This is a genomic window from Actinomyces sp. Z5, from assembly GCF_003287795.1.
GTDB lineage: Bacteria > Actinomycetota > Actinomycetes > Actinomycetales > Actinomycetaceae > Actinomyces > Actinomyces glycerinitolerans.
The window spans coordinates 65,511-92,508 of record NZ_QMIN01000047.1; the positions used below are offsets into that span (position 1 = coordinate 65,511).

Sequence of the window (26,998 nt, forward strand, 5' to 3'; positions counted from 1 at the left end):
TGCCAGCGGCACGCCTCGATTACGAGCGCGCTCGTTCGGGTAAGAACGTCGGTCGGATACATGTTTCACGTTCTCTCCTAATGTCGGATACATGCAGGATCATGTATGCATAGGAGAGTACGTGGACAAGTACATCCATCAAATGGGCAGGTCTGCCCATAGCCACCCGCGCAACGGCAAAAGCCGGTGACCCGTCTTCGGGTGGTCGGTGGCGTGGCGCCTCAGCGTCGTCCGCCATTCACGGCGATGGATAGCCCCTGATTACGCATGGCCCGCCGCCAATGGCGCGGGCACGCCACCACCTCAGAGTCCGAGCGCGCTGCGCTCCTCGGTGCCGACCCAGCCGACGCGTCCCTCCAACGCCCGGAACCAGCGGGCCAGCGCCGGCCAGAAGGCGATCGACGGCGCCTCGCCGCCGGGGTAGTAGGCGCGCCCGCCGTACTCGTAGGCCTGCACGGTGGTGAACAGACGGATGTCGCTTCCGGTAGGGGCGGCGCCGCACAGGAACTGCTCCACGGACACCACGGCAGACAGCGGCGGCACATCCTGCACGGTCAGGGCCGCCTCGCGGGAGGCCTCCATCTTGGTGGCGCGGGCCAGCAGAGTGTCGACCACGTCGAAGGCCAGCAACACATTGTTGGCGGCCGTCGTCGCCTCCTCGGTGTCCTTGGAGTGGGTGGCGGTGGCGTGCGGCCGGTTGATGTGCTCGCCGATCCACTTGTCCCAGGCGTCGGTGGAGTTACGCCGGTCCAGTGGGTACAGATCGGGGGCGCCGGCGCGGTGCAGCGGCTTCCAGGCGGTGGCCAGGTCGAAGAGCAGGTCCCCGGAGTCATCGACGACGACGTGCCCGGTGGTGGTGTCCACCAGCGCCGGGACCGTGGGCGGCGGGGTATAGCCGGGGGTGCCGGCGTAGACCTCGGCGATCGAGGTGGCGCCGCCGAGGGCCGGGTCGGGGCCGGGCTCGCCGTCGGGGCCGGTCAGTTCCCAGAAGCCGTCGGCGCCGCGACCGTAGCTCCAAGAGACGGGAATCGCCTCCGTGAGGCCCAGCAGCCGACGAGCAATGAGGACGCGACGGCACCACGGACAGGAGGCGGAGGCGACCAGCCGGTAACGGCCGGCCTCTACCGGCAGATCACCTTCAGTGAAGCGGTGCGAGTGGGCAAGAGCCATGGGTGCCTCCCGGGGCATGGAAACGAACGTCATACGGGCTCAACCCAATGGTGGCCCCTGTGCCCGCCTCCCGTCAGCCCCTTCACCGGAGGCGAACCCACATTGTGAGATTACTGCACTACCGGGCCCGGGATGAGCCATTTCAGCCGAACTGGGCGCGTGACTTCAACCGACCTCGGTGAACAGACCGGGACGGTTGGCCCATCCGGCGCTCCACTCATCCGGTACCCCACCCGCCCGGCGCCCGGCCGATAACGCCCCGCGCCTCCAGTTCCCCGCCCGGCGGCCGTCCGCTCAAGCGGCCTGCCGGCGGGCGGCACGGCGGCGGGCCTGCGCGTCCGGGTCGGGTACGGGCACCGCCGCCACCAGGCGGCGGGTGTACTCCTGGCGCGGGTGGGCGAGCACCTGCGCCGTCGCGCCCTGCTCGACGACCCGCCCCTGCGACAGCACCACGGTCCGCGTGGCCAGGGAGTCGACCACGGCCAGGTCGTGGGAGACGAACAGGCAGGCGAAGCCCAGCTCCGACTGCAGCTCGCGCAGCAGCTCCAGCACCACCGCCTGCACCGACACGTCCAGGGCGCTGGTCGGCTCGTCGGCGATCACCAGGCGCGGTTCCAGCGCCAGCGCCCGGGCGATGGCGACGCGCTGGCGTTGCCCGCCACTCATCTCGTGCGGGTAGCGGTCGGCCAGATCGGCCGGCAGGCGCACGGCCTCCAGCAGTTCACGCACCCGCGCCCGCCGGGCACCGGAGTCGTACCCGCCGTGCACCACCATCGGCTCGGCGATGGCCGAGCCCGCCGTGCGCCGCGGGTTCAGGGAGGAGGCGGGATTCTGGTAGACGACGCCGGTGGCGCGGCGGGCCGGCAGCAGGGCCCGTCGTCCGGCTCCGGCCACCTCCACGCCGCACACCCGCACCGACCCGGCCGCGATCGGCACCAGCCCGGTCAGGGTGCCGGCGATGGTGGACTTGCCGGAACCGGACTCACCCACCAGCCCGAGCACCTCGCCGGCGCCGATGCGCAGGGAGACGTCCCGGACGGCGTGCACCCGGTGCCGGTGACTGCGGTAGACCACGTTCAGGCCATCAATCTCGACTACGGGCTCGGCCTGCGACGCGTGGTCGGCGGCCGCACCGGTGATCGGCGTCGGAATGTCCGCTCCGGCGTCGGGCGCGGTCGTGGCGGGCGACGCCGCGGTCGCCTCGTCCTGTGACGCCCCGTCGGCCGGGGCAGCCCGGCGCAGGGACTCCAGCCGCGGCACCGCGTCGAGCAGGGCACGAGTGTAGGGGTGATGCGGGTGGGCGAACAGCTCACGGGTGCCGCCGCGCTCCACGATCCGCCCCTGCCGCATGACGGCGACGTCGTCGGCCACATCCGCCACCACGCCCATGTCGTGGGTGATCAGCAGGACGGCGACGCCGGAGTCCGTCAGCTCTCGCAGCAGGTCGAGGATGCCGGCCTGCACGGTCACATCCAGGGCCGTGGTCGGCTCGTCGGCGATGAGCACCGGCGGGTCGGCGGCCATGGCCAGGGCGATGCAGGCGCGCTGGAGCTGCCCGCCGGACAACTGGTGGGGGTAGGAGCGGGCGACCCGCTCGACCTGCTCGCCCTCGCCCAGACCCACGCGCCCCAGCAGCTCCAGCACCCGGGCGTACACCCGGCGACGGCGGGGGCGGTCGGTGGCGTGCGCGCGGATCGCCTCGCCGATCTGGGAGGCGATGGTCTCCAGCGGGTCCAGCGCCGTCGTCGGCTCCTGGAAGATGGTGCCCACCAGGCGCCCGCGCACGTCGTCGAGCACCTGCCGGGGTGCCCCGACCAGTTGCGTGCCCGGAGCGTCGGGGGCGCCCGGGCGCGGGTCGGTCACGACGGCGGAGCCGATGACGACGGCGGTGTCCGGCAGCAGGCCGAGCGCCCCCATGGCCGTCACGGACTTGCCCGAACCGGACTCCCCGACCAGGGCGAGCACCCGACCGGGCACCAGATCCAGGTCGATGTCGGCGCTGGCGTGCTCAACGGTGCCGGCGAAGGAGACGCCCAGGCCGCGCAGCGACAGCGCGGGGGTCGGCGCCGTCCGGCCGGACTCGGTCTGCTGCTCCCCGCCGCGCACTACTCGCTCACCCCGAGCACCAGGTAGTTGGGGTAGGCCGGGAAGGGCGCGACGAAGAAGCCCGTCACCTTCGATCCGGGCAGGAAGGAGTTGCGGCGGTTGACCAGAGGCACGGCGGGAACGTCCTCGGCGATGCGCCGGTCCAGGGCCGCCCACTTGGTGGCCGCCGCCTCCGGGTCGCTCTCCTGGGAGGCCTCGGTGATCAGCTGGTCCACCTCGGGGTCGGAGTAGCGGGAGATGTTGTAGCCGCCCTGGCCGATCTCGGAGGAGGCGTACAGGGGCTGGATGTTGGCGTTGGCCGAGGGGTAGTCGGGGTTCCAGGAGACGACGGTCAGGTCGTAGGTGGATCCGTCACCCTGAGTGGCCCGCTCGGTGTAGGCGTCGGAGGACTGCGGATCGATGGTGACCTTCAGCCCCAGTTCGGTCAGCGACTGCTGCACGGCCTCGGAGATCGCCAGGCGGGCCTCGTTGTTCTGGGACAGCAGGACCAGCTCGGGCACGTCCTTGCCCTCCAGCAGGGACTTGGCCTGCTCCAGGTCCGTGGGGTAGAGGTCGTAGTCCTCCTGGCCGGGGATGCCCGGGGTGATGTAGGTGGTGGCGATGCCGGCACCGAGCTCCCCTCCCAGGGCGCGCTGCACCGCGGTCTTGTCGACGGCGTAGGCGATGGCCTTGCGGACATCCGGGTCGGTGATGCGCTCGGTGTTGATCGCCAGGTACAGCAGCGGGCCGGGGTCGGAGGTGGCCAGGCGGGCGGAGGCATTGGGGTCCGCACTGACCTGGGCGAGCTTGGAGGCGGTCAGCAGCTGGGCGGAGAAGGCGTTCTGGTCGTCGCCGGAGTCGGCGATCAGCCGCTGGCTGACGGTGTCCTCATCCTGCCCCAGGGAGAAGACGATCTGCTCCGGGAGGGCGGTGCGCACCTCGTCGGTGGCGGCCGACCAGTTCTCGTTGCGGGCCAGGGTCACGGAGTTGCCCTGCTGGTAGGACTCCACCCGGTAGGGGCCGGAGGCGACGGGGGCCTGGGCGTAGGTGGCCGGGTCGTCGCTGTCCTCGGGGACGGGTGCGAAGGCCGGCAGGGAGACGATCCAGGGCCAGTCGCCGTAGGGGTGGTCGAGGTGGAAGATGATGGTGCGCTCGTCGGGGGTCTCGATGGAGTCCAGGTGCTCGCCGTCGTAGGGGCCGGTGTAGCCCTCGGCGTCGGCCAGCAGGGTCTTGTGGTAGCCGAGTCCGCCGGACAGGGCGGAGGCGAAAGACCGTTCGAGACCGTACTTGATGTGGGCGGAGGTGATCGGGGTGCCGTCCTCGAGGGTGATGCCCTCCTTGAGGGTGTAGGTCCAGGTCAGGCCGTCCTCGGAGATCGTGCCGGTGTCGGTGGCCAGGTCCGGGACGACGGCGGGGACGCCGTCGGCGGTGATGTCCCAGGTGGTCAGGCGGCGGTGCACCAGACCCAGGGAGGTGATGGCCAGGGACTGGCTCTTGGCGGGGTCCCAGTTGATGTCGGTGTCGGTGCTGAGCACGTACAGGGTGCCGCCGGCGGAGGCCGTGGCGGCGGTGGCGGTGGCCGTTGAGCGGGAGTTGGCGCCGCAGGCGGCCAGCGCCAGGGCGAGACCGGAGACGCCGGCGCCGGCCAGCAGGCCGCGGCGGGACACGGCGAAGCGTCCACGACCGGCGGGCCGGGTCTCGGGGTGCCGCGTGGAGGCCGGCTGCGTCGTCGTCGGGCGGGTGGAGGACATGGGGGTTCCTTTCGGGTAGAAATCGAGCGCAGAGCGAGTAAGGGTGTGGGAATGGGCGGGTTCAGACCCGCGGGTCGATGACGGCCGCGAAGGCGTCAACCAGGAGGTTCGCGACGATCACGAAGGCGGCGGCCACGAGCGTGACCCCCATGATCACGGGCAGGTCGGTGGTACTGACCGCGTCCATGAGCAGGGCGCCGAGCCCCTGCATGGAGAAGACGCGCTCGGTGATGACGGCGCCGCCGAGCATGCCGCCCAGGTCGAGGGCGAAATAGGTGACCACCGGCAGAGACACGTTGTGCATGACGTGGCGGCCGATGACGCGCCGCTCGGGCAGGCCCACGGCGCGGGCCGTGCGCACATAGTCCTCACCGAGGTTCTCCAGCATCTCTCCGCGCACCATGCGCGCGTAGACGGCGGCGGAGATCAGGGCCAGCACGCACCAGGGCAGGATCAGGTGCCAGGCCCAGTCGAGGGGGTTTTCACTCAGGGGCACGTAGCCGGATACGGGCACCATGTCCAGGGTGAAGCCGAACAGGAGGATGCCCAGCAGGCCGAGCAGGTAGGAGGGCGCCGAGACACCCAGGACGGTTCCGGCCATGATGGTGCGGTCCAGTCGGGTGCCGCGCCGCAGCGCGGACACGACACCCGCGGCCACGCCGATGACCAGCCAGAGCACCGCCGCACCGATCGCGATGGAGGCGGTGACCGGCAGCCGTGAGGCGATCAGCTCCGTGACCGGCGTCGACAGGCGGAAGGAGTAGCCCAGGCAGGGGGCGGCGCAGGTGATGGCGGCGGCACCGGAGCCGAAGGTGCGGCCGGTGACGATACCGGTCAGGTAGTGCCAGAACTGGGTGTACCAGGGCTGGTCGTATCCCATGAACTCGCGGGCACGCGCCAGGTTCTCCGGTGTGCAGGGCTTGCCGCAGGCCAGGGCGGCGGGGTCGGAGGGCCACAGGGAGAAGATCGCGAAGGTGATGAAGGCGATCACCACCAGCACCAGCAGCGTCTGGACGGTGCGGGAGGCAAGGAAGCGCAGGCGGTTCATCGGGCCTCACCAGTCCTGGGGTCGAGGGCGTCGCGCAGGCCGTCACCGAAGAGGTTGAAGGCGAGGGTGACGAGGAACAGGGCCGCCCCGGGGAACAGCAGGTACCAGGGGTCGGTGCTCACCCAGGTGACGGCGCTGCCGATGGCCCGTCCCCAGGACGGGGTCGGTGGGCTCACGCCGACGCCGAGGAAGGACAGGGCCGCCTCGGCGGTGATCTTCCCGGGGATGGACAGGGTGGTGAACACGATGATGGTGGCCACCAGGCCGGGCAGGATCTGCCGGGTCACCACGTGCCATTGGGAGGCGCCCATGGCGCGGGAGGCTCCGACGTAGGTGCGTGAGCGCAGGGACAGGGCGCGGCTGCGCAGCACGCGGGCGGTCGACGGCCAGCCGAGGATCCCGATGATGAGGATCATGATGGGCACGCGCGGAGCGGTGGCCGGGACGATCGCAGAGACGGCGATCATGAACACCAGGTGCGGGAAACCGAGCGTGATGTCGGTCAGGCGCGAGACCAGGGCATCCCACCAGCCGCCGAAGTAGCCGGCGGACACGCCCAGTGCGATGGCCACGACCATGGACAGGACGGTGGCGCCCATGCCGATGGAGAAGGAGGTGCGGGTGCCCTCGACGACGATGGCGAACAAATCCCGGCCGGTCTGCGGCTCCACGCCGAAGGGGTGCGCGGCGCTGATGCCGCCGAAGCGGCCGAGCGGCAGGCCGGAGGCGTCCAGCGCGTCGAGGTCGTAGGTGTAGGGGTCCACGCCGAAGGCGCGCGTGATCCACGGCGCGAACAAGGCGACCAGGGTGGTCAGGGCGACGATGATCGCGCCGAGTGTGGCGGCCCGGTCGGCGCGCAGGCGGTTCAACAGCTGCCGGGAGGTGGAGGGGGCCGCCGGGCCGAGCGGCGTCGGGGGCGTGAGGGGCGCGCCCTCTGCGGGCGTGGCGGCGGAGAGAGTACGGGCGTCCCGGGTGGACGTGTGCACGGGGAACCTCACATAAGGGCTGGGGAACGCGTCAGCGCTCGGAGTGGACGGCGAATGGGCGTAGAGCTGTCGTCAGCGACAGCAACAACACATTCGCATGGCCAGCATGTGAGGTGGTTCCTCCGGGGATCGGGTTGCGGTCGACGTGCTCCGGGGAGCCGGTTCGACCGTCGACGCCGGGTGTCGGCGTCGGGGCGTGACGCTAGCAGCGTGCAGAGCGATCACGCGAGTCGCCACGGCATTGTGAGACCAGCCTCTCACCTGCCCTCGCCCGCCCCTCTCACCGAGGTCGGTGGCTCTTACGTGCCGAGATCGGTGGTTATGACGAGGTCTCGCGCTCAGGCCCGCACCACCGCGGTGCGACGCCGGTCCAGGCGAACGGTTATCTCCTGCCCCGCCCGCACCGGCTCCGCATCGCCATCGGCGAGCACGGCCATGGCGGGCTCGCCGGCGATTTCGACCTCCACTACGCGCCGTCCGCCGCGCATGCGTACCGCGGCCACCCGCGCCCGCGCGCTGAGTTCGTAGCCGCCCGGTCCCGAGGTGGCGGCCCCACCACCTGGAGTCCCGCCGTCGTCCGCGTTCCCGGCGTCGCCCTGCGCAACCGCTAGCGCACCGGGCGCCAGCGCCAGAAGCTCACCCGGCCGCCCCGCCAGGAGGTCGGCCCAGCCGAGGTGGGCGGCGGCGTCGGCGTCGAGCAGCGGTGCGAAGCCGAGGAACCGGGCGACACGCGCACTGCCGGGGTCGGCCCACAGCCGCTCCGGGGTGTCCAGACGCAGCAGCCGGCCGGAGGCCATGACACCGACCCGGTCGGCGACGGTCATGGCCTCGTCCTGGTCGTGGGTGACATACAGGGCGGTGGTGCCCTGCGCCTTCAGGATGGTGCGCAGGTCGGTGGCGAGCTGCTCGCGCAGGGCGCGATCGAGGGCGGACAGCGGCTCATCCAGGAGCAGTAGCCGCGGGCGCGGCGCGAGGGCGCGGGCGAGCACGACCCGTTGCGCCTGCCCGCCAGACAGGGTGGTCACCGCCCGGTCCCCGTATCCGGGCAGGCCGACGACGTCGAGCACCTCCTCCACCCGGCGCGCCCGCTCGGGACGCGGCAGGCCGGCCAGCCCGTAGGCGATGTTGCCGGCGACGTCGCGGAAGGGAAACAGCTGTCCGTCCTGGAACATGAGCCCGAAGCCGCGTCGGTGCACGGGCACCGGGACGACGTCGTCGCCGTCCCAGGTGATGGTGCCGGCGGCGATGTCCTCCAGGCCGGCGACGGCGCGCAGCAGGGAGGACTTCCCGCTGCCGGAGGCGCCCAGCAGAGCGAGGATCTGGCCGCGCGGCACGTCGAGGTCGACGGCGTCGACGGCGGTCAGGGGTGCCGCGCCGCGGGTGGCCGGGTAGACGACGCGCAGGCCGCGCACACGCAGGCCCGAGGCGGCGGGCGCGGGTTCGGATGCGGGGGCGGGAACCGCAGGGGCAACGGTCATGCGGATTCTCCTGGGTTGTGTGCGGGCATCATTTGTGCCGGTCGCAGCGTGTTACCGGTGCGGTCTCGGTGGGGAGGCGCGGGACGGGAGAGCGCCGCGGAGGTCTGGAGACGCTCGCAGGCGAGCATGAGGGCGGCGGCGCCGACCGCCAGCACCACCCCGGCGGCCAGCCCCATGCCCTGATTCTGCGCGCCCGGGGAGCCGACCAGCCGGTAGACGACCACCGGGAGGGTGGGTCCCTGCGGGCGGGCCAGGAACGACGTCGCCCCGAACTCCCCCAGACTGGTGGCCAGGGCGAATCCCGCGGCCAACCCCCCGGCGCGCAGCAGGTGCGGCCCGTCCACGCTGGCCAGCACCCGGCCCGGACCGGCGCCGAGCGTGGCCGCGACCTCCCGCTGACGCGGGTCGATCGCCCGCATGCCGGGCAGCAGGGTGCGCACCACCAGTGGCACGGCGACCACGGCCTGTGCCAGCGGCAGAATCCACCAGCTGCGGGTCAACCCGGTCGGGGCCAGGGTGATCAGGAAGCCGAAGCCCACCGTCACCGCGGACACCCCCAGCGGCAGCATGAACACGGCGTCGAACAGCGCGATCCCGCGCCTGAGCAGCCGCGAGCGCGGGTTGCGGGACAGCACCAGGCACACGGCCACCCCCACCGCCAGGGCGATCACCGTGGCGGCCACGGCCACCCGCAGGGAGTTGCCGGCCGCCTCCCACACCGATACCAGCAGGGCGTTGTCGCCGCCGGTGGTGGACAGGTCGGTGTAGTTGGCGAGCGTCCAGTGCCCGGCCCGGCGCAGCGAGCGGATCACCAGCACCGCCATGGGCATCACCAGGAGACCACAGATGGTCAGGGCGGTCACGGCCAGGGCCGGGGCGTCGGCGGCGCGCAGCGGCGTCGCGGGCACATCGGTGCGCAGCGCCAGGTGGGCCTGGCGGGCGCGGCGGGCCCGCTCCCCCACCCACAGGGCGGCGACGATCACCACCAGCTGCACCACCGACAGCACGGCCGCGGCCCGCAGGTCCAGGTAGCGGGCGGTGAGCTGATAGATCTCGGTCTCGATGGTGCCCGCGCCGGTGCCGCCCAGCACCAGCACCACCCCGTAGGCGGTGGCACACAGCAGGAAGACGGTCGCGGCGGCGGAGGCGACGGCGGGCAGCAGGCTCGGCAGGGTGACGGTGCGCCACGCCCGCCACGCCGACGCGCCCAGGGTGCGGGCCGCCTCCACGGCGCGTGGGTCGAGCCGGCACCACATGGTGCCGACGTTGCGCACCACGTATCCGTAGTTGAAGAACACCAGGGCGGCGATCACGGCGGTGCGGGTGCCGTCCAGGTGCAGCCCGCCGAGTGGCCCGCCGGTGGTCACCAGGGCGTGGAATGCGGTGCCGACGACGACGCTGGGCAGCACGAAGGGAACCGTGACCACGCCGCGCAGCAGGCCCTGGCCGGGGAAGCGGCGCCGGTAGAGCACCAGCGCCCCCGGGATGCCGAGCGCCACGCAGATGACGGTGGCGGCGGTGGCCTGGATGAGGGTCTGGCCGATGATCCGCCAGGTGCGCGGCCGGGACAGCACCTCGCCGAAGCCGCCCAGGTCGAGGGTGCCGTCGGGGGCCAGGCCGCGGGCCAGCAGCGTCAGCACGGGCCAGGCGAAGAACACGCCAAGGAAGGCCAGCGGGGCGGCGACGGCGAGCGTCCATCCGATCCGCTCCCCCGCCGTCGCCCGCGGACCCCGGGCACTCGGTCCGGCCACCGCCGTTGTCACTGGCAGCCCTCCGTTCCCACCGTCACTGGCCGACGGCCTCCGCCCAGGTGGTCAGCCACTCCTGCTGGTGGTCGGCGATGTCATCGGGGTCGACGACGATCGGATCTTCAGCAGTGGCACCGAAATCGGCCAGGTCGTCCGCGAGGGCGGCATCGGGGTCCACCGGGTACATGTACATGGCGTCGGGGATGGCCTCCTGCACCTGGCGCGACAGCATCCAGGCGACGAAGGCGGCGGCCCCGTCGGGGTTGGCGGCCCCGGCCAGCACGCCCGCGTACTCGACCTGGCGAGTGGCGGTGCGCGACATTGCGGCGGTGGTGGGGATGCCGTCGTCGTTGAGGGTGGCGGCGGGCGAGGAGGAGTAGGAGACGACGATCGGGTAGGCGCCATCGCCGCCGCCGGCGGTGAAGTCGGTGTAGTAGGCGTCCGACCAGCCCTCGTCGATCTTGGTGCCGTTGGCGACCAGGTCCTTCCAGTACTGGGCGAAGCCGTCCTCGCCGAAGTGGCCGATGGTGGCCAGCAGGAAGGCCATGCCGGTGGAGGAGGTGGTGGGGTTGATGGCGACGAACATGTCCTTGTAGACCGGGTCGGTCAGGTCCTCGAAGACGGTGGGTATCTCCAGGCCTCGGTCGGAGAGCCAGAAGGTGTCGACGTTGACGCACACCTCCCCGAAGTCGATGGGCACGAGCGCCGGGGTGTCGTCGACGATGTAGGGGGCGAGGTAGTCCGCGGCGCCGTCGGGCAGGTTCAGGGCGGTGGTGGTGTCGATGACGCCCTCGGCGAGGATGCGGGAGGCCATGGTGTTGTTGATGCCGAAGACGGCGTCGCCGAGCGGGGCGTCCTTGGTGAGGATCAGCTTGTTGGCGACCTCGCCGCCGTCGCCGGAGCGGGCGATCTCCAGGGTGTAGCCGGTGTCGTCCTTGAAGGCGGTGATGAGCTCGTCGGGCAGGTCGAAGGAGTCGTAGGTGACGACGGTGACGGTGTCACCGCCCGCCGCCGTGCCTCCCGTACTCGGGCCGTTGTTCCCGGAGCCGCAGGCCGCGAGCGCCAGGCCGACGGCGGTGGCGGCGCCCCCGGTGAGCAGGGCGCGGCGGCTGGGGCGGATGGTGGTGAGCGACCGGGCGCTGCGCGTCGAGGCAGCGCCGTCAATCTGGTTGGTGTTCACGATGGTCCTCCTGGATGGGCTCTCCGGAGGGCCCGGGCGCAGCCGGTGCGCCCGGGGAGATTCTCGACTTCCTTCGCCGGTGCGAACCGGGGCAGGTTCGAGGGTCTGCGGCTGCCCGCACTCTCAGCGCCGTGGCCGCAGGCGGGCAAGCCCGCCGACGACGGGCGCTCCCCTGTCGTTGCGGGAACAGCCTACCGCGACGACGATGCTCGCCCGACATCCCGCACCGGCCCGGGCGGCACCAGGCGCGTCTGCCCGCGTGGCACTCATGCGGGCGGCGCAGCGGTGGCCACGTCCCGTTGCGCCGCCGACGGGCAACTGTGAAAACGCTGCCGACTGCCCGTGTAATGCACTGGTCCGGGTGCGTCCACGCACCGCCCGCCCGATGCATGTGACAGGATCAGGGCGGGGTCGGCGACCAGCGACAGCGCCGACGTCGCCGACAGGTGTCCAGTCATCAAGCAGATCTCAGGAAGTCACCACCATGAAGAACAGTCTCGGTTGGACGGTTGCCTCCGCCCTGTCACTCCTGGTCTCCGGCACTGTTGCCGAGAAGGCCGTGGCCGCCGGGTGGAAGGCCGTAACCGGCAAGCCGGCTCCGCGGGAGGAGGACCAGGTGCTCAGCTACCGCCTGGGTGAAGTGGTCGCATTCGCGGTGATCTCCGGCGCCGTCATGACACTGACCCGGCAGCTGACGCTGCGGCAGGCCGCCAAGATCCACGCCCGCCGCAGCGGGGACGTGCCCGGCGCGGGCGAAGCGCCGGCGCTGGAGGCCTGAGGGCGGGTGGTGGTACCCACCGCCGCCCCTGCGGGTATGCGACTCCACCATCGACGCCGTCAGTGACTGCGGCGCAGCGGGGTGACGGTGGCGTCGCCCCGGTCGGTCGCCGTCGTCGACCCGGTGCCCTCTGATGGGCTGTCCCAGTCGGGGCTGAAGGGGGCCGGCAGCGGCGCGAACCAGTTGTCGAAGTGATCGGGCGCGTCGGCGGCCGGGACCAGGCCCATGGCGATCAGCGCGTGAGCGGGCTGGTCGGGGCCGGACAGGGCGTCCACCCAGCCCTCCCAACGGTCCTCGTCGATGTCGGCGCCGCGCGAGTCGGCGATGACGCCGCCGAGGTTGAAGATGTCGTGGAGCACGAGGGCGTCGGCCAGGTTGCGCACCAGCGGCTCACCGTCCGCAGGGCCGGCGTCGGTCAAACGCAGGGTCATGTCCCGGGCGGTGCCGCGCAACTGGAAGACGAACTCGTAGTCGTAGCGGGTCAGCCACAACTGCGGCAGGGTGGAGCCGATGTGGGTCTCGTCGAGCTGGCCCAGGTGGGCGCCGCGGGGAAGCGATGCCAGGCCCTCGAGGTCCTCGGCGACGGACATGTCGAACAGGAAGGTCCCCAGGGCGAAGCAGCGGGCGGCGTCCTCCCCGAGCATGCGGGCCAACCGCGGGGAGTAGACCTCGGAAAACACCGTAGGGATGTCATCCCAGTCGGGGATGGGGAGCTCGGCGGCGGCCTGGGCGGCCAGGTCCTCGGCGTCTAGGCCTTCGAAGGCGTCGTAGGCTTCGTCAGGGATGTCGTATCCAGGGATGCCGAAGGCGGTGCCGAGGTCGCCGGGGCCACCAGCCATGCCCATTGGCGTTGCGCCGCTTTGCAGGTAGGCGCGAAGGCCGTCCAGTGCGGCCACGTGGGTGGGCGGCTCCCATTCGAGGGCCTCCCACACGCCCGCCTGCTTGTCGCCGCGCACCTGGGTGCGGCCGGCCTCGTAGTTGCGCCAGGTCTGCTCGGAAACGCCGGCGCGTGCTGCCATCACCGGCACGCTCAGCCCCAGTTCCTGTCGGCGCTCCCGCATAGCCTGGGCGATGTCGGGATCGTCGGGCTCGTGATGGTCGTCGTTCTCGCGGCGTGGGCTCATGGATGCGCTCCCTGGGGTCCGGTATTGGCTGAGTTGCTGAGTCTCATGACGCCAGCGGTCCGCTATCGCGCCGACAAGCTGCCGAGCGGCGCGGTCACGGTGCGCCCAGACGACCGTGCACCGCCAGTCTCACGCAGCGTATCGGGAACGGGCGAGCGAGGCCAGCGGCGGGCCTGTCGGCCGCGGCGGGCACCAAGCGCGTACCGACACCCGACTGTCCGGCGCGCGCCGGGCGGGAGACTCATTTCGGCGCCGCGAGCCGCAGTGGATCGGCGCGAGCACTCCTCACGTGAATCCCTGTCAGCGCAAACTCGTTGCAGGCAGGTACAACGGCGTGATCCGAGGTCACATGGGCCACCGGACCAGGCCGACCGTCAGCCTGGTCCCGAGAACGTCATCGTCGGCGTAGGTAACGTGGACAACGAGCCAGATTGACCTTCGCGCCCCTGCCTTCCGCCAGAGGCGCGAAGAAGAACTCATCGGGAACCTTGAGATCGGGGTGCACCCCGAAGGAACGACGCTCTTCCGGAGCCACGACCCTCAGCGTGGCGACGGGCCTGCCACCCCGAGCCACCGCACGCACGCCGCCGCCTCCACCGGATACGCACCCCGCACCTGTCACAAAATGCACCACTTTCGGACCGCGTCACTGCCAGAAACATACCGAAACCGCGGAAATCCGCGGACGCAGCTGACACGGCCGGCGGCCGCAGAACTGAAAGTGGTGCATCCAATGACACCCCCGACCCCACCAGCCACCTCACCCGAGCACCACCCCCCACCCCAACCACCTCACCCGCACCCCGACCCCCCTTCCCACCCGCATCCCAGCCGCCATGTTCATGGGTCTGCAGGCACTCGCCCCGGTACCGCGTGCGCTGGCAGCCGCAGCCCGTTACACTGTCCACCACAGTGGACAGACTCATTGGACAGAACAGGTGGCCATAATCGTGTCAACCACCCCCAATCGGCGTTATCTCAGCACTCATCCATGGATCACCTTCAGCTTCAGTGCGGACAGAGTGAGTCCCAGGACCTGGGTTCTGTTAGGCGAGGCCGCCTCGAAATGTGAGCACCTGGCCGGATCGGCCATGCCCCCCTCGTTCGCAGAAGGGCTCAACCGGATCAGCCTGGAGCGCGGCGCGTACGGCACAACCAGCATCGAAGGCAACACCCTGACCGAAGCCGAAGTACGCGACATCGTCGAGGGGGCAGCCAACACTCCACCGTCGCGCGCGTATCAGCGCCAGGAGATCGAGAACCTGGTGTCTTTGTTCAACGACATCATCCAAGAGTGCCTGCCCGACAACGCCCCGCCGCTGTCGGCCACGCGATTGAAGGCTCAACATGCTCGTCTGATGGTAGGTCAGCCGGCGAAGGAGGACGTTGTTCCCGGCGAGTTCCGTACGCACGATGTGCTGGTCGGACGCTATCGCGGCGCGCCACCGGAAGACTGCGAGTATCTAGTCGATCGTCTGTGCGAATGGCTGAACAACGAGCTCTCCCAGTTGGGTGACGACCCCGCCCTGCGGACGCCCATGGCCTTCATACTGGCCACGCTGGCCCACCTGCACCTGACTTGGATTCACCCCTTCGGCGACGGGAACGGACGCATGTCCCGCCTGCTGGAGTTTGAACTGCTCATACGTGCCGGAGTTCCCGTACCCGCCGCCCATCTCTTGTCCGATCACTACAACAAGACCCGCGACATGTATTACTCCATCTTGGAGCAGACCAGCGTACGCCCCGGTTACCCGGCAGAGGACTTCGTCCACTACGCAGCCCAGGGCCTTGTGGATGGTCTACGCGAGCAGATCGCGCAAGTGCAAGAGATGCAGTTATCCATCATGTGGCAGTCCTACGTCCACGATCGGTTCCATGGTCAGCACACCCAAGCGCGAACCAGGATGAGAGACCTCGTACTGGCCCTGCCCGCCGACCGTTGGACCCCAATCGGCGATGTGACGACCCTTGACCGAGGTCTCGCCGAGGCGTATCGGAACAAGACTTCGAAGACCGTTACGCGCGACGTCAACGGGCTGGTCAAGATGGGGCTGGTCGAGAAACAGCGTGGCCGCGGCGTGCGCCCCCGCGTCGAGGTCATGTCCGCATTCCTTCCTCCGCGACGTGACCCATCAGCGGGCCAATGAGATGATCCGCTCAGCAGCAGTGCTTCCGACGCGTCGTCAGCACCGCTTGTCATTTCGCCGCAGCCTCTCAAGGCGTTCAGCGCGCAAGCGCTTTGACGGGCGCTTGCGCGACGCGGCACGGCGCAGCCCTCTGAGCCGCGCCTTCACAGCACTCTCACCCATCCCCATGGGTACAAGTCTTTTCTCCTGCGCGCGCAGCCACACCAGCTCGTCGCTACGGCGCAACGCCCGACGCGCGCGAATCACGGTGACTGGATGCTTGGCCGCATCAACTCCACGCATGATCACCACCGACCAGGCAAGCACAAGCAGCACGAATACAGCCAGTGCAGCAGGAATAGTCACCGGACTAGACATCACTATCCAATACACCATAAAACACATGACCGTCACCACTGCACAGAAACATCCCGCGAATCCAGAAACTATCACAAGAAAAACACCCTGAGCTCGACCCCAGCTCCAGGCGTAGGCGACAAAATATACACAAAAGGCGTCAAGCAAAGCCAACACAGAAAACATACCAAGAAACCGCGCTGGCGCGTACGGCAGGAATGTTCCCGCCAGCAGCGGACCAATAAGCAGCATCAACCCGAAAGCAATCCAGCGACCAACGTGCGCCGCCTTGCCGCGCGCCTGCACCACGTCACGCGCTTCCACGTCTGACGCAACCTTGACTCGAATCAAGCGGTAAGCCCGCTCATACTCCCACCGTATTGCACGACGCCGACGTTCAACATCTTCTAGCACATACTCAACAACACGGCCATACAGCCAAATCGGAATAACAACCGATGCCGCCACAACAAACCATAGAGGCACAGCCGACTCTGACAGCACAAGTACAGGTCGACTTAGAACCGCCGTACGGCTTGGAGTCCACAGCAGGAGAACACCAAGAATTGGAACCCACAGACAGTACATCAGCGACCATAAGCATAACGCCCCTAGGGGTGACCCAAAGACGCGACGAGCAACCGTCTCATCAGAGTCACCACCCTGCCCAATTCGCGCACGAGCTCGAAATCCGAGCACCGCAACGCCGCCGCACTCGACGGCAAACATCCCTGAAACCAAGGTCATCCCTGTAGACACCGACATGTCCAGCCCGTAAGGGCACTGATTGAGGCCTTCCACTCCGGGACTTGCAGTGGTAGCAAGACACCGCCTGCCGGCTTCCCGTATGTCCATTATTGTCGCGAGAAACACCTCTGGGGAATATTCGAGATGATTCTCGATCAGCACACACAGCATCCATATACAAGTAGCCAGCATGCCAGGCACGACGAGCATAGGGAGGTTGCTACCATGCTCCCAGAGTAGGCCTCGTTCGTAACGCTTGTCTCTTTTCTCCCTCGAGCCGACTCGACCGTTCTCGCCCTTCTTAAGACTTCGGTCTGACCCGAGGTCGGGAGGGACGGCCACGGAGTCATCTTTCTCCGCCGCGAATGCAGCCTTGAATCGGCTCAGGAAGCGGTGCAGGCCGTCGGCCTGTTCGCTACCCACGACATTCTTGGCACAATTCGTTGGCTCGCTCTTCTGCGGGGCAGGTTCCTGCTCGGGCTCCTTCGTATCGTTCCCGTCATCCAGGGACGCCGTGCCCCGCGGCTGCGAACCATCACCACGCACGTCTTCGCGCTCACTCATGACCGCCTCGGTTCTCGCCGGCCGGTCAGGGTCTTGGGCGGGGCCGGCGGTTCCCGCCCACAGTCACAGTGCCACGGGGGTCCGACACGAACTACCGGCCTACGTGAGGCAGGGACGAGGCTGGGCTAGACCGCCTGAGACTGCCCGGCGCGCGCATTCGACACTCACGCTCCGCCACCTCGCCCTTCCACCATCCTCGTGACCGACCGCCAACCAGTTACTCACGGGACCAAGCAGAGCAAGGCGCTCCGCCTCCCCACTCCCTTGGTTCTCGCCCTGGGACATGGTGCCCCGGTACGACCGCGGCGCCCGTCTGCCGGCCCGCTCAGCCGCTAGCCACCTGCTCGTTGACGTGCGGCTCCAGGGTGCGTGTCTGGTCCCCGATGGCGCAGGCGAGCAACGGCTCGTCCAGGCGCAGCCCGAGCTCGACGTTAGCCTCTTCCGCGCTACGCGACACATTCGCACTCGCGACGACCACGATCCGCGACTCTCGCGAGCAGTCCCAGATGAGGCACCGAACCACTTTCGTCGGCACCTGAGATGAGTCCCGTCGCGGGGTTGACCTTCAGAGGAGGGGGGTGGCACACTAACGTCGCCGCCGCATCAAGGTGCGGACAGGAAGTTAACGCCGGTGCGCCTGTGACGTCACAGGGCCCGGCGTTCGCGCTACCTCCTGGGATGAATCGTCTCGATTCGCACGTGCGGTTCGAGCAGCGCCCATGCCGTAGTTTTACCCATGCAGGCATCGCCGTAAGCTCCCAGAACCTGATCCGGCACCCACAGCATGGGTTGTTGGCTCCCATACTCGTGCCGAAGTTTGAAGTCAGCGCTAACCATCCCGCTCTTACGGGCAACAGCGAAAACCGCTCGGTCTTTGTCATCTTGCTTCTGCTGCCGACGCTCCAGGACTAGTTCGTCTACGCCGTAGCCTCCCGACAAAATGGTCATCAGCGTCATAAGCGCCTGTTGACGCGCCGACTCTTCACGCACACCCTCAGCAAGGGGACGCGCCGCGACAATCAAGTGGCCTCCGCCGTGTGAACTGATTATGCGGCACGCCTCCTCCTGAACTCGAGGAATGGAATCTCGCCAGTGCAGTTTCCTTCCCCGCACGAGAGCCATCAGCTCGGAGGCAAGATCAGGGGCGGCATCATCACGAATATAAGCACCCAAGAGATATGTTGGCTTCCGCACGCCTCTTCTGCGGATGCTCTCATCGCCGTACGCCACCTTCGCCATGGGCAAATAGTAGCCATGCCCTCAGACACTAACCGTGTCTGAGTCGCGATCACGAAGCCTGCGTTAACCGGCCACCCGTTCATAGACGTGCGGCTCCAGGGCGCGCATCTGGTCCTCGATGGCGCGGGCCAGCAGCGGCTCGTCCAGGCGCAGGCCGAGCTCGACGTTCCGCTCCTCCGCGGAGCGCGACATATTCGCGCTCGTGACCACCACGATCTGGTGATCCACCACCACGAACTTGGCGTGATTTCGCGGCCGCTTCCCGTCCTCACCGGCCCGCGTCCGCATCACCACGGCGCCTTTCAGCTCGCGCGCGACCTGCGCGGTGGTGGGCACCCACGGCTTGGACTCGGCGTCGGCCACGTCGGTGTCCAGGTACAGGCGCACACTCACCTCCGGCCGCGCCGCCACCTCCTTCAGCGCCTCCCACAGCGCCGAGGAACGCGCAATGTTGTAGGTGGAGCAGGTGACCGACCCGTAGGCCCGCGTCACCAGCTCGTGGATAAGCCCGGTCAGGTGCCCCGTCACCCCAAAAGCTCCAGGCCCTCCGGGAACCGTCCACACCGGGGTGACGGAGGTCGGGTGCGCCAGCGCGCCCTCGATGGCGCGCAGCACCGCCGCGGTCCGTTCCCGCTCCAACATGCCGAGCCCGGCCCGGCCCATCAGCTCCCGCACTCGACGTCGCCGCGACGCCTCCACAGCCCCGAGCGCCTGCGTCAGGGTCTCGCCCGCCTCCAGGCTCGCAGCGACGGCCCGCGCCTGGGCCCCGCTCAGGACCGACCCAAGCTCGACGACGGCGTCCCGCCGCCACCGGATCGGTCAAGTAGTTGCCGAGCGTGCGGGCGAAGGCCCACGGGCTGGACAAGAAGCGCTTCTTCAGCAGCAGGGCGGCAATATCCAGGCTGCGCCGCCCCTGCTGGCGGCCCGAGGCGCGCAGCAGCGAGTCCAGCTTGGCGTAGGCCTCCTCCTCATCGGCGGCGGCCGCATACTCCACGGAGTTGACCTTTAGGCGCTTGAAGTCGCGGTCCGGCACGTCCGCCTTCAGGCGCCGCACCGTCACCTCATCCAGGGCCCTGCGGTCGATCTCGGCGCCGCGGGCGAAGCGGCGCGGGTCGATCATCTCCAGCAGGGCGGTGAAGGACTCGGTGTAACCGTTGTGCGGCGTGGCGGACAGGAACAGGCGGTGCTCACACTTCTCGGCCAGGCGGCGCAGCGCCCGAGTGCGCTGGGAATCCACCGCGTAACCGCGGCCGCCGCCAACGGCCGAGGGCGCCGCCGGGGCCACGTGGTGGGCCTCATCCACCACCAGCACGTCGAAGGCGTAGTTGCGGGCGCTGCCCGGGCGGCCGGCGTCATCCAGGACCTCGCGCAGCAGACGCTGGGCACGCACGCCCGGCAGCCAGGCCATAGACACGATCACCCGCGGATACAGGCGCAGCGGGTTTGCAGCCAGGCCGTAGGTGCGGCGGTCAGCGGCAATCCGGGCGGAGTCGACGATCACGAACTCCAGGCCGAACTTCTCACGCATCTCATCGCGCCACTTCAGGGCCAGGCTCGGCGGGCACACAATGATGACCGAGCGGGCCCGGTGCCGCAGCAGCAGTTCCTCGATGGCCAGGCCGGCCTCAATGGTCTTGCCCAGGCCCACGTCGTCGGCGAGCAGGAGGTTGGTGCGCGCGGCCTCCAGGGCGCGGCGCAGAGGCTCGAGCTGGTAGGGCTCCAGGGTGGCGCCCGAGCGGAAGGGCGCCTGGTAGGCCTTGGCATCGGCGGAGGTGACCGCGCCCCAGCGCACGGCGTCGACGAAGGCACCCAGGGTGTCCGGGTCGTCGAAGGAGTCGGCGGAGATCGTCTCCGGCAGGCCGCGGTCCGGACGAGTTGCCGACCTCCAGCTCCCAGATTACGGTCAGCTCCTCACCCATACGATCCTCGGCCAGCGATTGCAGTGAGACCAGGTGCTCCAGGCCGGTGCGTGAATCGTCGGCGGGGCTGTGGGGCAGGCCCTGCTCGCGCACGTCGGTGACGGCCCAGGTGGCGCCCCGCACCTGCACCACCTGCCCGGGTTCGGGCAGGGCCGGTGCAGCGTCAGTGCTGGAATCCAGGCTGTAGCTTGCAGTCGCGCCCGTGGGCCGGGGTGAAGTGTGCGTAGTCATCGGTGCCTGTTCGTGCGGGAGCGCCCGTTGCCTGTGGCCGGGCGCGAGACGAGCACACTGTAGCCGTGGCTGCCACCACCTGCGCGCATACGAGCACCATCCAACGAAGCCGAGCCCGTTCCGAGATCCACTACGAGTGCATCAAAGCGGAACTCGCCTCACCCGCCAGGCCGTCACCTTGCCCCTTCGGCCTTGAGACGCCTGCCTCTTGGGCTCAGTTCCGCCCTCCCAGCACACACGGAGGAGACTCTCGGCACTCTCAAGAATTTTACGTAAATACAATAATTCATCGATGCGGTAACTACTTGCCGATCCGGAAAGTACTTGCTACTGTTGCGGCATGCACTCCAGACCGAACCTCACACCTGACCGCACCGCGAGCAGCGACCCGGACACCCCCAGCAGCACAGGCGGTGCCCACATCCCGTTGACACCGCCTTCTCGCCCATCTCACACCACCCGCCACCATCCTGCTGCACTGGCAGGCCTGGCCACTGTCATCCTCGCGCTGCTGGCCATCCTTGCCGCAGGCGTCGTCCGCGGCTCTGAGGACATGGTCAGCACCGGCGTCATAGGACTCCTCGCCACGATCTCCTGTGCGACGGCCCCCTGGGTCACCGCCCGAGCAGCAACACCCGCCTCCACCACGAAGGAGCACTCCCGTGCCTGACAATGACCTCCAGTCCACCGACCCTCAGCAGACGGGCCTGGAGTCCTCGGACTCTCGCCCCTCAGAATTCCTGAGCGTGAACCCCCAGCAGGCGCGCGACCTACTGCGCCAGGCCGATCACCTGGGCGCCGCTGCAGTCTCAGGAGCCGGAACCCCCTACGCGTTCTTCCTCGTCGGCCTCGGCTCGCTCTGCTCCATGCTGACCGTCGCCATCTACCTGATCAGCCTCACCGACGAGCGGCTGTTCCTGCTCCCCCTGACCGTCTTCCTGATCTGGCTGGCCATCCTCATCGCCGCCATGATCATGACCGCGCGCGCCACCAGCCTAGGTTTCACCCGCCGGTGGGCCGTCTCCACACGCTCCTGGGTCGCCGTCTGGGCAGTGACACTCTTCGGCAGCACCGTCATTTGGAAGGGCGAGCTGTGGTTCACCATACTCGCGGTCCTGGCACAAATCGCCGTGACTGTGTGGGGTGCAGTGCGGGAGGTCCGATGACCGGCTCGGCCACAGACTCCACAGCCCCCGCCGCCGGGGATACCCCCCGGCACCCACGTCACCAGCTTGTCGACGCGCTCATGCACCCCGTGCGCTTCTCCCTGGTAGCCGCCCTGGCCAATGTGGAGCAGGTCGACTTCCCCACGCTGCGCGACACCCTCCAAGTCAGCGACTCGGTACTCAGCCGTCAGGCCTCCCAGCTGGAGGAACTGGGAATCGTCGCCATCCGTAAGGGGTACGTGGGCAAGCGGCCCCGCACCTGGATGTCCCTGACCCAGGAGGGCCGCACACGCTGGCAGGCCCACCTCACGGCGCTCCAGGCGATCGCCGGGCCATAACCCGTGCCCCGCCACCCATGCCCGGCCCCGGCCGCTTGCCCCGGCACCGCATCGGACTGCTAGCTGTACTTCCTCGGCTAGGTCATGTTGTGTAAGTCGTTCGTGCTGGTGGGGCGGTGCTGGCGGTGTGGGTGGGTCTTGCGCCGCCCACCCCCCGTTGGACCGCTGTAACCGGCGGCTACGGCGGTCCAACCGGGGAACAGCGGTCCAACTGGAAGACTCAACAGCACAGCCACACACCGCCACCCAACCGCGCACCGCCGCCTCCACCCGATACACACCCCGCACCTGTCACAAAATGCACCACTTTCAGACCGCACCACCGCCAGGATCACGCTAAAACTGCGGAAATCCACGGACGCAGCTCACGCAGGCAGCGGTCACAGAGCTGAAAGTGGTGCATCCAATGACACCCCCGACCCCACCAGCCACCGACAACCACACCCAGCCACCGACAATCCGACGCCCCACCCCAACACTCAACACCCCCCGCCCCAGCCACCTCCCCCACACCCCGACATCCCTTCCCACTCGCATCCCAGCCGGCCCTTCGTGACGCCTGCGCACCCGCACCCGTCCGCTTGCGTAGGCTGACGCCATGAATTGGCTGATGGGCATCCGCGTCGTGTGCACCGTCATCGTCGCAGTTGCGACGGTGGTCGGCGTCTTCGTGTTCGGCCGGGCCTGTTGCACCATCGCCAACCGTATGGGCGTGGGCCGCCCCGTCCCCCGCGAGCGCCTGCGCCCCATCGGCCGCCGCCTGATGCGCATGCTCGGTGAGGTCGTCGGCCACACCGCCTTCAAGGGCCGCCCCTGGATCCGGGCCGCGCACTGGCTGGTGATGGTCAGCTTCCCGCTGCTGTTCCTGACCCTGGTCACCGGCTACGGCCAGGTACTGGCCGGCCCGCACTGGGAGTTGCCGTGGCTGGGCCACCAGGCCTGGTGGGCGTGGGTGGTGGAAGGCATCGCCTGGCTGAGCCTGGCGGGCATCGTCCACCTGATCACGGTGCGCCGCCGCCTGACTCGCCGCCGGGCCGCCGCGCCCCCCTTCGACGCCGACTCCGCCGGCGGCACCCGCACCCGCACCTCCCGTTTCGCCGGCTCCAGCCAGGGGCAGGCGCACTTCGTGGAGGCCGTCGTGACCGGCGTGGTGGCCTGCGTACTGGCGCTGCGGATGCTGGAGCACGCCCAGCTGGCACTCTCCCCCGACCCGGCCGATGCCGCCCTCGCCCACTGGACGCACTTCCCACTGACCGCCTGGACCGGCCCACTGCTGGCACCACTGAGCGCAGATGCCCTGGCGGCCGCGATCACGGTGGTGGCAACCGTCAAGATCGTCATCTCCATGTGGTGGTTCGTGGTGGTCGGCCTGCAGCCGTCGATGGGCGTGGCCTGGCACCGCTTCCTGGCCTTCGTGAACCTCTACGCACGCCGCAACACCGACGGCACCAAGGCGCTCGGCCCCGCCCAACCGCTGCTGCTACCCGACGGCCGGCCGCTGACCGCCGACACCCTGGACGACCTCGACGCCGCCATGGAGGCTGCCGAGGAGGCGGGCACCGAGGTCAAGCTCGGCGTGGAGCGCATTGAGGACTTCACCTGGAAGGGCCTGCTGGACTTCTCCACCTGCACCGAGTGCGGCCGCTGCCAGGACCTGTGCCCGGCGTGGAACACCGGCAAGCCCCTGTCCCCGAAGCTGTTCACCCTGGCCCTGCGCGACCACCACGCCGCCGTCGCCCCTTACCTGCGGGCGGCGAGCGCACTCGGCGTCGAGCCCGACGAGGTCACCGAGGAGATGCTCGCCGAGCGCCGCAGTGCCCGCGGCCCGCTCGGGCGGCTGGCGGGCATGACCGACGGCCTGGAGGACGACGACGATCTGGGCCTGGCTCCGGGCAGCGCCCACACCGGCGACGTGCTGGGCGCCCTGCTGGCCGCCAAGGCCGCCCCGAGCGACACGGGTGTGGCCACGCGTCCGGCGCCGCTGGCCGGCGAGGTGATCCCCGCGGACGTGCTGTGGTCGTGCACCACCTGCGGGGCGTGCGTGGATCAGTGCCCGGTGGACATCGAGCACCTGGATCACGTGATCGACGTGCGCCGTCAGCAGGTGCTCATGGCCTCGGCCTTCCCCAAGGAGTTGGGGCAGATGTTCCGCAAGCTGGAGTCCAAGGGCAACCCCTGGGGCCTGGCGGCGCGCAAGCGCATGGATTGGGCCAAGGGCCTGGACTTCGACGTGCCGGTCGTCGGCGTGGACGTGGAGGACGCCTCCGAGGTCGACTACCTGTTCTGGGTGGGCTGCGCGGGCGCCTACGAGGACCGGGCGAAGAAGACGACGCGGGCGGTCGCCGAGCTGCTGCACACCGCCGGGGTGTCCTTCGCTGTCCTGGGCGACGCGGAGGCCTGCACCGGCGACCCGGCCCGCCGCGCCGGCAATGAGATCCTGTTCCAGACGCTGGCGGCGCAGAACGTCGAGACGCTCAACGAGGCCGGCGCGCAGAAGATCGTGGTCACCTGCGCCCACTGCTTCAACACGCTGGCCCGCGAGTACCCGCAGGTGGGCGGGCACTACGAGGTGCTGCACTACACGCAGCTGCTCAGCCGGCTGGTGCGCGAGGGCCGGTTGCGTCCCGCCCCGCCGCAGGCCGCCCGTCCCGACGACGCTGCGGCGCCCGCTCCGGAGTCGTCCGCGACGACGCCGTCATCCACGCCGCCCGCAGCCCCGACCGTCACCTACCACGACGCCTGCTACCTGGGCCGCCACAACCGCATCTATTCCCCGCCGCGCGAGTTGCTGGAGGCGACCGGCGCCACCACCGTGGAGATGCCGCGCAGCCACGAGCGCGGCTTCTGCTGCGGCGGCGGCGGGGCGCGGGCCTTCATGGAGGAGTCGATCGGCACCCGCATCGCGGTGGAGCGCTCGCGCGAGGCGATCGGCACCGGCGCGCAGGTGATCGCGACGGCCTGTCCGTTCTGCACCACTATGCTCTCCGACGGCGTCGCCTCCGAGGGCGCCGACGTGCGCGTCACGGACGTGGCCACCCTGATGCTGGAGTCCGTCCGCCGCGGCCAGCAGCCGACGCCGGCCTGAGCGCCTAGAAGTCGGTCGCGACGCTTACCCCGGTCAAGGCGGCACGAATGGCGCCCGGGCGCACGTCTCCCTCCCGCAGGATCGTCGCCCGGCCGTCCTGAACCTTGACGATCGTCGACGATGCCGTGGTGCCCTGATGCCCGCCCTCGAGGATCAGGTCCACCGCGTCGCCGATCTGCTCGCTCGCGAGTTTCAGGTCCACCAGGACGCCGTCGGCCCTCCCGGACAGGTTCGCCGAGGTCATCGCCACCGGCCGACCGACGAGGTCCAATAGTCGTTGCAGGGTCGGGTTGGACAACACCCCGAGCGCAACCGTGCTGCCTCCGCGCACCAGGAAGTCGGGCACCGCGTCGCTGCGCGGCAGGACCAGGTTGAAAGGACCGGGCCAGAACGCCGCCGCCAGTGCCTGAACCGTGGCCCTGTCCGCCGCGGGTACCCGCGTGTAGCGTTCCCAGTCCCCGGAGTTCCGCAGGAACAGGGTCAGTGGGGAGGTCGCCGGGCGGCGCTTGATGGCGAAGGCCCGCTCGATGGCAGCCTCGTTCCAGGCGTCGAGTGTCAGCGCCAGATTCGTGTCCGAGGGCGCCACGATAACGCCCCCGGCCAACACCACCCGGGCCGCGCGTCGAAGGTTCTCCTCCGTAGCGGCAACCACCTTCGGATGGTGGAGGGCGCCGGCACTCGTCTCAATCATCGGTCGCCGCCTCCAAACGAGGATCAGGGAGTCGCATCGAGTCATTCTCCCCCCGCCCGGCGGGACGGGCGAGTCGAACAGGGTCCCGGTCAACGGGTGCGGGTCGGGCACGGCTCAGCTCCGGTAGGGGTCGATGTGCAGACGCATGCCGCGCGGGTCGCGCACCAGTCCGGCCGTCTCCAGCAGGTCGCCGACCACCGGGTCCAGTGCGGAGACGCCGTTGAGGGCCTCCACCACGCGCTTGCCGGTGCGCGGGGTCTCCCGCAGCTCGGCGCGGGTCTCGGCGGCGACGACGGCGGCCAGCGCCCGTTCCAGTTCCGCCCGGATCGTGGTGTAGCAGGTGAGGGCGCGCAGCCGCTCGGCGGCATGCAGCACCGGCCGCCCGCCTATCAGGACGACGCGCGTGCCCTGCCGCGCCGCCGGGCGCGGCAACTCCTCATCTGCGACATCCGCGGCCCGCGCGGCCAAGTCGGGCGGCAGCGCCGGCTCGGGCCAGGGGACGACGCCGCCCATGAGGCAGGCGGGGTCCTTCAGATCCAGCACCGCCACCGATTCGGGGCGGGAGGCGGAAGACTGCTCCGGCGCCCGCCCGGCCGCGGGCTCGTCCGACGGCGTGAACTGTGCGGCGGTTGGCGTGCCCGCGGCCGCGCCGTCGAGTCCGCCGTCACGCCCCGCCAGGGCGCGCAGCCGGTCGACGGTCTCCCGGCCGGCGAACTGACTCGGCCCGAGCCCGGTGACGAAGGCGCCGCGCAGCACGACGCCGGTGTCCTCCATGCGTCGCAGCACCGGCAGCAGCGGGGTGATGCCGCCCGGGATACCGGCGGCGAGCGCCACGTCTCGGCTGACGATGCCGTAGCGGTCGAGCAGGGATTCGACGTCGGCCACGGCCTGCTCCTCGGCCGTGACCTGCGGCGGGGCGAGCCGACGCCAGGAGGCGGTCGCGAGCGCGGCGGCGAGCGCCGGGTTGTGGGCCGCCGTCGGGCTGCCGCCGGCGGCGGAGAGCCCACCGGCTGTCGAGGCCGATGAGGGTCGCAGCGCGTCCGGGGGCGGCAGCGGCCCCGACGTGGACGGCGTCGACTGCGCCGCCCCGGCAGATCCGGCCGGGCGGGCGCGTTCGGTGAGATAACCCGTGCGGTAGCCGCCGTAGCGGCGGGTGCGGCGACTGCGCACACGCCGCGGCGGCG

20 protein-coding genes, 2 pseudogenes and 1 riboswitch are annotated in these 26,998 nt (G+C 69.8%); of the genes and pseudogenes, 6 read left to right on the plus strand and 16 right to left on the minus strand.

Annotated features, from left to right (window positions below):
* Positions 1-303: 303 nt before the first annotated feature.
* The 8 genes from DRB06_RS06100 to DRB06_RS06135 all read right to left on the minus strand — a co-directional run bounded on the left by DRB06_RS06100 (position 304) and on the right by DRB06_RS06135 (position 11,446).
* Positions 304-1,170, minus strand: coding sequence for a glutathione transferase (locus DRB06_RS06100; protein WP_083565777.1), 867 nt, complete (start codon positions 1,168-1,170; stop codon positions 304-306).
* Between the two features lie 294 nt (positions 1,171-1,464).
* Positions 1,465-3,276, minus strand: coding sequence for an ABC transporter ATP-binding protein (locus DRB06_RS06105; RefSeq protein WP_108965648.1), 1,812 nt, complete (start codon positions 3,274-3,276; stop codon positions 1,465-1,467).
* Entirely contained in the window at positions 3,276-5,006 is a 1,731-nt protein-coding gene (locus tag DRB06_RS06110) for an ABC transporter substrate-binding protein (RefSeq protein WP_108965646.1), read from the minus strand. The genes DRB06_RS06105 and DRB06_RS06110 overlap by 1 nt, the downstream gene beginning before the upstream one ends.
* Before the next feature lie 61 nt (positions 5,007-5,067).
* Complete coding sequence (locus tag DRB06_RS06115; RefSeq protein ID WP_111819406.1) at positions 5,068-6,054, minus strand: ABC transporter permease; 987 nt, start codon at positions 6,052-6,054, stop codon at positions 5,068-5,070.
* A complete protein-coding gene (locus tag DRB06_RS06120; RefSeq protein ID WP_083565779.1) occupies positions 6,051-7,040 on the minus strand; it encodes an ABC transporter permease in 990 nt (329 codons plus the stop codon). The genes DRB06_RS06115 and DRB06_RS06120 overlap by 4 nt, the downstream gene beginning before the upstream one ends.
* A gap of 338 nt (positions 7,041-7,378) precedes the next feature.
* On the minus strand, positions 7,379-8,518 hold the full coding sequence (locus tag DRB06_RS06125; protein ID WP_111819407.1) for an ABC transporter ATP-binding protein: 1,140 nt from the start codon (positions 8,516-8,518) through the stop codon (positions 7,379-7,381).
* Positions 8,515-10,281: an iron ABC transporter permease gene (locus DRB06_RS06130; RefSeq protein ID WP_111819408.1), complete on the minus strand. Its 1,767-nt coding sequence runs from the start codon at positions 10,279-10,281 to the stop codon at positions 8,515-8,517. The genes DRB06_RS06125 and DRB06_RS06130 overlap by 4 nt, the downstream gene beginning before the upstream one ends.
* A gap of 22 nt (positions 10,282-10,303) precedes the next feature.
* Complete coding sequence (locus tag DRB06_RS06135) at positions 10,304-11,446, minus strand: thiamine ABC transporter substrate-binding protein (protein WP_309300325.1); 1,143 nt, start codon at positions 11,444-11,446, stop codon at positions 10,304-10,306.
* A gap of 51 nt (positions 11,447-11,497) precedes the next feature.
* A riboswitch (TPP riboswitch) is annotated at positions 11,498-11,630 on the minus strand.
* Between the two features lie 300 nt (positions 11,631-11,930).
* On the opposite strand from DRB06_RS06135, the gene DRB06_RS06140 reads away from it, so the two are divergent.
* Positions 11,931-12,224, plus strand: a complete 294-nt coding sequence (locus DRB06_RS06140) for a DUF4235 domain-containing protein (protein WP_111819409.1) — start codon at positions 11,931-11,933, stop codon at positions 12,222-12,224.
* Positions 12,225-12,283: 59 nt separating this feature from the next.
* On the opposite strand, the gene DRB06_RS06145 is transcribed toward DRB06_RS06140, so the two are convergent.
* Positions 12,284-13,348, minus strand: coding sequence for a DNA-binding transcriptional regulator (locus DRB06_RS06145; RefSeq protein ID WP_111819410.1), 1,065 nt, complete (start codon positions 13,346-13,348; stop codon positions 12,284-12,286).
* A gap of 950 nt (positions 13,349-14,298) precedes the next feature.
* Here DRB06_RS06145 and DRB06_RS06150 point away from each other — a divergent pair.
* Positions 14,299-15,498 (plus strand): Fic family protein, encoded by a 1,200-nt coding sequence (locus DRB06_RS06150; protein ID WP_181575209.1) that lies wholly within the window; start codon positions 14,299-14,301, stop codon positions 15,496-15,498.
* A 36-nt stretch (positions 15,499-15,534) separates the two neighbouring features.
* On the opposite strand, the gene DRB06_RS15800 is transcribed toward DRB06_RS06150, so the two are convergent.
* The 5 genes and pseudogenes from DRB06_RS15800 to DRB06_RS16570 form a co-directional block, all read right to left on the minus strand.
* Positions 15,535-17,145, minus strand: a complete 1,611-nt coding sequence (locus DRB06_RS15800; protein ID WP_146750817.1) for a hypothetical protein — start codon at positions 17,143-17,145, stop codon at positions 15,535-15,537.
* A gap of 325 nt (positions 17,146-17,470) precedes the next feature.
* Positions 17,471-17,602 carry a hypothetical protein gene (locus DRB06_RS16565; RefSeq protein ID WP_258522160.1) on the minus strand — a complete coding sequence of 44 codons (132 nt, stop codon included), beginning with the start codon at positions 17,600-17,602 and terminating at the stop codon, positions 17,471-17,473.
* 209 nt (positions 17,603-17,811) lie between these two features.
* The gene (locus tag DRB06_RS15805) at positions 17,812-18,384 is read right to left on the minus strand and encodes a hypothetical protein (protein WP_146750818.1); all 573 of its coding nucleotides are present in this window, start codon (positions 18,382-18,384) and stop codon (positions 17,812-17,814) included.
* 63 nt (positions 18,385-18,447) lie between these two features.
* Entirely contained in the window at positions 18,448-19,200 is a 753-nt protein-coding gene (gene drmC, locus DRB06_RS06165) for a DISARM system phospholipase D-like protein DrmC (RefSeq protein ID WP_111819414.1), read from the minus strand.
* Between the two features lie 316 nt (positions 19,201-19,516).
* Positions 19,517-20,176 (minus strand): annotated as a pseudogene (locus tag DRB06_RS16570) (SNF2-related protein); the annotation flags it as partial.
* A gap of 698 nt (positions 20,177-20,874) precedes the next feature.
* On the opposite strand from DRB06_RS16570, the gene DRB06_RS15810 reads away from it, so the two are divergent.
* The 4 genes from DRB06_RS15810 (at position 20,875) to DRB06_RS06185 (ending at position 25,123) form a co-directional block, all read left to right on the plus strand.
* Positions 20,875-21,204 (plus strand): hypothetical protein, encoded by a 330-nt coding sequence (locus tag DRB06_RS15810; RefSeq protein WP_146750819.1) that lies wholly within the window; start codon positions 20,875-20,877, stop codon positions 21,202-21,204.
* A complete protein-coding gene (locus DRB06_RS06175) occupies positions 21,197-21,700 on the plus strand; it encodes a hypothetical protein (protein WP_111819415.1) in 504 nt (167 codons plus the stop codon). The genes DRB06_RS15810 and DRB06_RS06175 overlap by 8 nt, the downstream gene beginning before the upstream one ends.
* Positions 21,697-22,038, plus strand: a complete 342-nt coding sequence (locus DRB06_RS06180; protein WP_111819416.1) for a transcriptional regulator — start codon at positions 21,697-21,699, stop codon at positions 22,036-22,038. Before DRB06_RS06175 ends, DRB06_RS06180 begins: the two co-directional genes overlap by 4 nt.
* Positions 22,039-22,636: 598 nt before the next feature.
* Complete coding sequence (locus DRB06_RS06185) at positions 22,637-25,123, plus strand: (Fe-S)-binding protein (RefSeq protein ID WP_111819417.1); 2,487 nt, start codon at positions 22,637-22,639, stop codon at positions 25,121-25,123.
* 4 nt (positions 25,124-25,127) lie between these two features.
* Here the strand turns inward: DRB06_RS06185 and DRB06_RS06190 are convergent, their stop codons facing one another.
* On the minus strand, positions 25,128-25,814 hold the full coding sequence (locus tag DRB06_RS06190; protein ID WP_111819418.1) for an L-threonylcarbamoyladenylate synthase: 687 nt from the start codon (positions 25,812-25,814) through the stop codon (positions 25,128-25,130).
* A gap of 114 nt (positions 25,815-25,928) precedes the next feature.
* A pseudogene (locus DRB06_RS16075) lies at positions 25,929-26,998 on the minus strand (hypothetical protein); the annotation flags it as partial.

Bases quoted from the DNA above. Each gene is read 5' to 3' on its own strand.
- DRB06_RS06100 (WP_083565777.1), bottom strand. From the start codon at position 1,170: ATGGCTCTTGCCCACTCGCACCGCTTCACTGAAGGTGATCTGCCGGTA.
- DRB06_RS06110 (WP_108965646.1), bottom strand. From the start codon at position 5,006: ATGTCCTCCACCCGCCCGACGACGACGCAGCCGGCCTCCACGCGGCAC.
- DRB06_RS06115 (WP_111819406.1), bottom strand. From the start codon at position 6,054: ATGAACCGCCTGCGCTTCCTTGCCTCCCGCACCGTCCAGACGCTGCTG.
- DRB06_RS06125 (WP_111819407.1), bottom strand. From the start codon at position 8,518: ATGACCGTTGCCCCTGCGGTTCCCGCCCCCGCATCCGAACCCGCGCCC.
- DRB06_RS06140 (WP_111819409.1), top strand. From the start codon at position 11,931: ATGAAGAACAGTCTCGGTTGGACGGTTGCCTCCGCCCTGTCACTCCTG.
- DRB06_RS06145 (WP_111819410.1), bottom strand. From the start codon at position 13,348: ATGAGCCCACGCCGCGAGAACGACGACCATCACGAGCCCGACGATCCC.
- DRB06_RS15800 (WP_146750817.1), bottom strand. From the start codon at position 17,145: ATGAGTGAGCGCGAAGACGTGCGTGGTGATGGTTCGCAGCCGCGGGGC.
- DRB06_RS15805 (WP_146750818.1), bottom strand. From the start codon at position 18,384: ATGGCGAAGGTGGCGTACGGCGATGAGAGCATCCGCAGAAGAGGCGTG.
- DRB06_RS15810 (WP_146750819.1), top strand. From the start codon at position 20,875: ATGCACTCCAGACCGAACCTCACACCTGACCGCACCGCGAGCAGCGAC.
- DRB06_RS06180 (WP_111819416.1), top strand. From the start codon at position 21,697: ATGACCGGCTCGGCCACAGACTCCACAGCCCCCGCCGCCGGGGATACC.
- DRB06_RS06185 (WP_111819417.1), top strand. From the start codon at position 22,637: ATGAATTGGCTGATGGGCATCCGCGTCGTGTGCACCGTCATCGTCGCA.
- DRB06_RS06190 (WP_111819418.1), bottom strand. From the start codon at position 25,814: ATGATTGAGACGAGTGCCGGCGCCCTCCACCATCCGAAGGTGGTTGCC.